Here is a 6,150-nt window from a genome sequence, read left to right as displayed (position 1 = left end):
AATACCTGCGACTGGAGTTAAACCAGTTAGGTTAGTGTCATGCCCGACACACAAAGAAAAGCCTTCATCCTGCGTTGCCAAGATAAAGGCTTTATTGAAAGGGTGATTAGGAGGGATTTCACTTCATTGAAGTTTCATAGTCTTTGATGTCTTTACTTTTTACTAATGTCATCATCTGGTTGCTTACGAAGATTTGAGCGATAAACCGAAATATTTGTGGTTACATCTTTTCCTCCTACTCGACCATATACTTTTATAGTGGCTCGTGCGCCTAAGAAGCCCAACGGCAAATCTTCATCCTTCAACTTGGCAAAGTGAATGCGAAGTGTCTTATTATCGATATTTTTCACAGAGATACCAACCTCTTCCTCGGTGGCAGAGATATTTTTCCCTTTATTGTTTTTTACTATTCCAAAACTGCAATCTAATGAATAGTTAATATTGTCGCAGTTAGTGCATGTCAGCTCTAAATCACCATCAATATAAGTGTACGAATAGATGAAGTATTTCGATTCCTTAGGGTAAAGAGTATAACCTATTTCTTCGGGATAATAGCGGACACTTATATATTCAGGATTAGTGTTTGAAGTAGCCTTAAACAAAAGGGGCGAGTCTTTCACTTCATCGCAACTGCTTAATATCACAACACTAAGCAATGAAAATAGCATAATTAAAAGCTTGTTCATATCTATAATTTGTTTTGAATTCTTGTTCGCAAAGGTACTGTTTTTTCTCATTCAAGGAGTGATGTAGCAATTATTTTATTCCGCTTCATTATATTTCTCTAAAGAAATTTGTAACGTACATTATTTCGCCTCGTCAAACTTCTTTATGAGCATAGTCGGATCTTCATAAAACTTGTCTGTATCAAGCTCCTTAATAATAGGCTTCATTTCAGGAAAGTCTTTGAAGACAATTTTCAACATTGCTTTCACACCAATGGCAGATGACATCCAAAAAGCTCTGGCGACATCCTCACCCTTAACCTTAAAATAATAAATGCAGCCACCTCCAGTTATTTGTAAATTCTTGGTATTGGTCTGGGTGGTAATTGGATGCATATATGCAGTAGCTCTCTTTCCCTCATATAAAGGAATCATAAATACAGGTTCTTTGTATGGTTTTGGACTTTTGACCCAAACGCTCGGCATAGTTTTTTGCGCCATCAGAGGAACGAATGTAATCCATTCTTTTCCTTTCTCGTCGAAATACTTTACTTCTTTTATCTCAGACGATTTGTAATCTTTATGCTCACCATTCTTTTTATCTTTAACACGGATTTCACTTCCATTGTCGTACATAAACAAAGATTTAGTGTTTCCACTCACTGTTTGACCATTGTTCAGTGTTAACTTGATATTCTGTGCTTGCATTGTAAATGCAAACAACAAGGCAAATAGCATTGTTAAAATCTTCTTCATATTCATTCTCGTTTTATTAGGTATAAATTATTATTTGATTTACAAAAATAGCATTTATTTGCAGAAATTCCAAATGTTTAAAGACTTATTAACGTAAAATATTGCTTATCTCACTCCACCAATAGCAATTGGATACAAATCGTGCTGTGGGAACTTCTCGCAGCCGATATATCATCGTGGCGCATCGGGTTGCCGAGGTACACGTCAATGACCTGCCAGCCGTGGCGCTCAAACTCATGGACAACCACCCAATGAAAGTCCTGGTCGTTCACGGCATAGTTAGAGCCAGGGGCTGTGGCATCATAGTAGTAGATGACCGTCTTGTTCGGATGCGGAGCGTATTAGGTGCAGAAATCGGCGATGAGCGTAGGGATTTTCAATTCCGCTATGCGCCGGTGACCGTTGGTTCAGGGCGCCAGGTTTACGACCCCTCAAAGCCCAGGGCAAATGAATTCAAGCAGCACGCCCTCCTGTATGATTGATATTAACCAGCATGCTTACTCATTTTAGCTAAAAAACAGCCTAAATATTTGGAAGTTACTAAATTTCAGAGTATCTTTGCAAAAGAATAAAACTTATCAAGACAAAGGAATCAAAACGTATCCCTGCAAAGGAATAAAAAGAAATGCGTATGAGACAGGTAGAAGAAAGATATATCAGCTTGCTGACCGACTTCGGCTTCAAGCGAATTTTTGGAACAGCAATAAACAAGGATTTGCTGATTTGTTTTCTCAACAGCTTGTTTGATGGCAAACAGGTTGTGAAGGACGTTTCGTATCTCAACCCTGAGCATGTGGGAGACGTCTACACCGACCGCAAAGCCATCTTCGACGTATATTGCGAGGGCGAAAACGGCGAGAAGTTCATCGTAGAAATGCAGAATGCCTATCAGACATATTTCAAGGACCGCTCCCTGTTCTATTCCACATTCCCTATCCGTGAGCAGGCACCAAAGGGGAAGGATTGGGACTTTAAACTCAACTACGTATATACCGTTGCCCTGCTCAACTTCGACATGAACGAGGAAGCCTTCGAAAAGGAAAAAATCCGCCATAGTGTACAGCTGTGCGATACCGCCACTCATAAAGTGTTTTACGACAAGCTGGAGTTCATCTATGTAGAAATAGCCAAGTTTAACAAATCGCTGGAGGAACTGGAGACGCTTTACGACAAGTGGCTCTATGCGCTGAAGAATCTCTACAAGCTTACCCAGCGCCCTAAGGAGTTATGCGACAAGGTCTTCGACCGCCTCTTCGAGGAAGCCGAGATTGCCAAGTTTACTCCGCAGGAATTGAGGGAGTACGAGGCCAGTAAGATAGCGTATCGCGACATCAAGAATTCCGTAGACACCGCCAAACGTGAAGGTATTGCTGAAGGAATGGAAAAAGGAATGGAAAAGAAAAGTCTTGAGATTGCCAAGAAGATGCTGACAAAGGGTATGGATGAAGCGACTGTTATGGAAATAACTGGGCTGTCGGCACAAATGATACAGCAGCTGAAAGCGGAGATGTAGATGATAGATTCGCAAGACTGAAAGGTTTCTTTGCTCCGAAGTTTAGATAACAATAATCATCAGTTAATCATATTATAATTGTGAACAAGTTACCTATTATAGTTTTGGATTTTTCGGGAGTATATGATTTTGAGGCGTTTGCTTCAAGTCGTAATATCATCTGTGTAGATTGTAAGGACCTGAAAGGAGTGGACTGCTATTGCGATGAGGAAGGCAGGGAGAAACTTCATCGCAGGTTGGCCCCATACCCTTCTAAAGCCATTCATTTCCTGGACTCAGGAGATTTCCATTATCTTACCGAATACTGGGTGTCACGGCTGCAGGAACCTTTCTCTCTGATAGTCTTTGATCATCACCCGGATATGCAACAGCCTCAATGGGAAGGCTTGGTTTCGTGTGGCGGTTGGGTGACGGATGTCTTAAAGTCCAATCCTTTTGTGAGACACATCATCCTCGTTGGCGTATCCGACGAACTCATGTCTCAAATACCGGCTGCACTCAGGAGCAAGGTGCTGTTCTACAGTGAGTCGGAAATCGACCATCATCAGGCTTGGCCCTCCAAGGCTGGTAAGCTGATACATGAACCCGTATATATCTCTATCGACAAGGATGTGCTGAGGACTGATGATGCCGTCACCAACTGGAGCAATGGCAACATGACCCTTATGGAGCTGCAGGCTGTTCTGCGTATCGTCTATGCTCACGAGAGAGTGATGGGAGTGGATATCACTGGCGAGTGTTCCAATATGCTTGATTATGCCACCGAAGTGAAGGATGCAAGTATTGACAATGAGGCCAATGAGGAATTGATTCGGATGATATTGTCAGAGAGGCAGAACAGGGAGGAGTGACACGTGTCATTTTGGCATTTCAGAGGGGAAGTAATTGACAGAAATCAATTTTTCATGCCTTTTAAGAAGAAAAAGACAGAAATGTTGTGTGCGAACACAAAAAGGTATTACCTTTGCACTTGAAAAGATTGAATAACGATAATTAAAGTAAAGAAAGGGTAACAATTATGATGATTTTTGGAATGACATTGGTAGTTTTAGCTATCACATTTGCTGAGATTGTAGTAATCAACAAAAAGATGCATCTCGGTGAGTAATATGGAACTAAAGTAAGTTATTAATTTTACAAAATACGAAAGGCAGTTGCAGGCTATGGTGCTTGCAACTGCCTTTTTTTTGTCGACCCGCATAGAGAATGCCCTATGGTGGGGAACGTGCTCTCAATGATGCCATCGCTCATCTTGCGGATGTAAGAGGCTGCTGTGTCTTTGAAAGCTTGTTAAGAGATGTGAGTGGGGGATTATTTATTTGATTCCTCTCTCGTTGAGTGCCTTTGAGTATTTGGCTGCGTTGTCGAGGTGCTCGGAGTAAGTGCGGGCAAAGTTGTGGGTGCCGCTGAAGTCCTCCTTCGCACACATGTAGAGATAGTCGTGATGGATGTGGTTGAGCACGGCATCAATGCCGGCAACAGTAGGGATGCGGATAGGCCCTGGAGGCAGTCCTGGGTTGCGATAGGTGTTGTAGGGGCTGCGGATGCTGAGCAAGTTGTTGTAGATGCGCTTCAGGTCGAAACGCTTCCAGGCGAACTTGATGGTAGGATCGGCCTGAAGAGGCATTCCCTCAGGATATTCGGCATTGCGAAGCATCAGACGGTTGTAGTACATGCCCGCAATCATCGGTTTCTCACCGTCGTTGGCAGTCTCCTCGTCCACGATACTTGCCAGGGTGATGACCTGCTGCGGGGTGAGGTTCATGTTCTTCGCTTTCTGTGTGCGCTCAAAGTTCCAGAACTTATCCGACTCCTTCTTCATGCGACTGAGCAGTTTGTCGAGCGACACGTTCCAGTAGATGTCGTAGGTGTTGGGGATAAACATACAGGCGATGGTGGCCGTGTCGTAGCCATACTTCTCGCAGGTGGCCTCGTCGGTAAGGGCATGGCTGATGGTAGCGCTGTCGAGCATCAGCTTGCGTCCCAACTCAGCTGCGAGTTTGTCGAGTGTCCGGACCGATGGAACGGTCAGGTTGACGGGTTCCTGGAGTCCGTTCTTCAGGTGGCGCCATGTCTTGAGCGAACCGTCACCGGGATGGATGGCATAGCGACCCGTGCGAATATGCTCGGCGTATTCGGAGTGATGGGTAAGGGTGCGGAAAGCCTGCATCGGGATGGCGCGGGCTATCGGCGCGAGCTTATGATAAACGGAGTCTATATTGTCGTCTTCGTCAATATAGACATATTCTGTCTTCTCGCTTTTCGAGAATGAGGAAAAGCCATAGATATAAGTAATGACGATTACCGCCACGAGGCACACCAAGGCGCCATAGAAATAAAATTTGTAAGCGGTCTTGCTTTGTTTTTTCTTCATTTTTGTGTTTTGTTTTTGTGCATGAATTTCGCTGCAAAAGTACATTTATTCGTGGAATTGACAAAATTATTGGGCTTATATTATTCAAGTATAGGTAAAAATAGGTTAATTCCTTATTATTTCGATAAGATTGACGTAACTTTGCAAAGTTCAATAACAGAAAAATGATGGAAACAAAGGATTATAAAGAAGGAATAAGGGAATATGATACGTATGTCTTCGACCTGGACGGCACGTTGCTCTCCACACTCGACGACCTGGCTGCGAGCTGCAACTACGCCCTTCGCACCAACGGTATGGAGGAGCACTCTGTCGACGACGTCAGGAGATTTGTGGGCAACGGCGTGCGCAAGCTCATGGAGCGTGCCATTCCTCAGGGCGACAGCAATCCGCTCTTCGACAAGACCTATGCCGACTTCAGAAAGCATTATATGGAGCACAACCTCGACACCACCAAGCCTTATCCCGGCATCATGGATCTGTTGAGCAGACTGAAGGAGAGAAACAAGAAAGTGGCTGTGGTGAGCAACAAGTTCTATGCTGCCACGCAAGCGCTCTGCCGTCATTTCTTTGGCGACCTGGTGGATGTGGCGATAGGAGAGCGTGAGAACATCAGGAAGAAGCCTGCGCCCGACACGGTAGAGGAAGCCCTGCGCCAGTTGGATGCCGACAGGGTTGGCGCAGTGTACATTGGCGACAGCGACGTCGACATCATGACTGCCCGCAACTGCAAAATGCCTTGTATCAGCGTGTTATGGGGTTTCCGTGACAAAGAATTCCTCGTGGATCATGGCGCCACAACTTTCGTTCACTCTCCCGAAGAAATTTTTCCTTTCTGAAAG

At 44.2% G+C, this 6,150-nt stretch carries 6 protein-coding genes; 3 read left to right on the top strand and 3 right to left on the bottom strand.

The genetic code is table 11. From position 1 onward, the window contains the following. Positions 1-152 precede the first annotated feature (152 nt). Entirely contained in the window at positions 153-686 is a 534-nt protein-coding gene (locus tag F7D20_RS06165; RefSeq protein ID WP_158463288.1) for a hypothetical protein, read from the bottom strand. A 120-nt stretch (positions 687-806) separates the two neighbouring features. After that, positions 807-1,421 carry a hypothetical protein gene (locus tag F7D20_RS06160; RefSeq protein ID WP_158463287.1) on the bottom strand — a complete coding sequence of 205 codons (615 nt, stop codon included), beginning with the start codon at positions 1,419-1,421 and terminating at the stop codon, positions 807-809. Between the two features lie 631 nt (positions 1,422-2,052). Here F7D20_RS06160 and F7D20_RS06155 point away from each other — a divergent pair. Both F7D20_RS06155 and F7D20_RS06150 read left to right on the top strand, forming a co-directional pair. Then, positions 2,053-2,934 (top strand): Rpn family recombination-promoting nuclease/putative transposase, encoded by an 882-nt coding sequence (locus F7D20_RS06155; protein WP_437182655.1) that lies wholly within the window; start codon positions 2,053-2,055, stop codon positions 2,932-2,934. An 80-nt stretch (positions 2,935-3,014) separates the two neighbouring features. Next, positions 3,015-3,785: an arginase family protein gene (locus tag F7D20_RS06150; RefSeq protein WP_367383913.1), complete on the top strand. Its 771-nt coding sequence runs from the start codon at positions 3,015-3,017 to the stop codon at positions 3,783-3,785. Positions 3,786-4,249: 464 nt separating this feature from the next. Here F7D20_RS06150 and mltG read toward each other — a convergent pair whose 3' ends face one another. Next, the gene (mltG, locus tag F7D20_RS06145) at positions 4,250-5,308 is read right to left on the bottom strand and encodes an endolytic transglycosylase MltG (protein ID WP_158463285.1); all 1,059 of its coding nucleotides are present in this window, start codon (positions 5,306-5,308) and stop codon (positions 4,250-4,252) included. 194 nt (positions 5,309-5,502) lie between these two features. Between mltG and F7D20_RS06140 the strand changes: the two genes are divergently transcribed. After that, a complete protein-coding gene (locus F7D20_RS06140) occupies positions 5,503-6,147 on the top strand; it encodes an HAD family hydrolase (RefSeq protein ID WP_367383914.1) in 645 nt (214 codons plus the stop codon). Positions 6,148-6,150: the final 3 nt, after the last annotated feature.

Origin of the sequence: Segatella copri (assembly GCF_009495355.1) — a bacterium.
GTDB lineage: Bacteria > Bacteroidota > Bacteroidia > Bacteroidales > Bacteroidaceae > Prevotella.
Note: the sequence above shows the minus strand (reverse complement) of the source record. Positions and strands in the feature narration are given on the sequence as shown.

Coding starts and splice junctions, on each gene's coding strand:
- F7D20_RS06165 (WP_158463288.1), bottom strand. CDS start 686: ATGAACAAGCTTTTAATTATGCTATTTTCATTGCTTAGTGTTGTGATA.
- F7D20_RS06160 (WP_158463287.1), bottom strand. CDS start 1,421: ATGAAGAAGATTTTAACAATGCTATTTGCCTTGTTGTTTGCATTTACA.
- F7D20_RS06155 (WP_437182655.1), top strand. CDS start 2,053: ATGAGACAGGTAGAAGAAAGATATATCAGCTTGCTGACCGACTTCGGC.
- mltG (WP_158463285.1), bottom strand. CDS start 5,308: ATGAAGAAAAAACAAAGCAAGACCGCTTACAAATTTTATTTCTATGGC.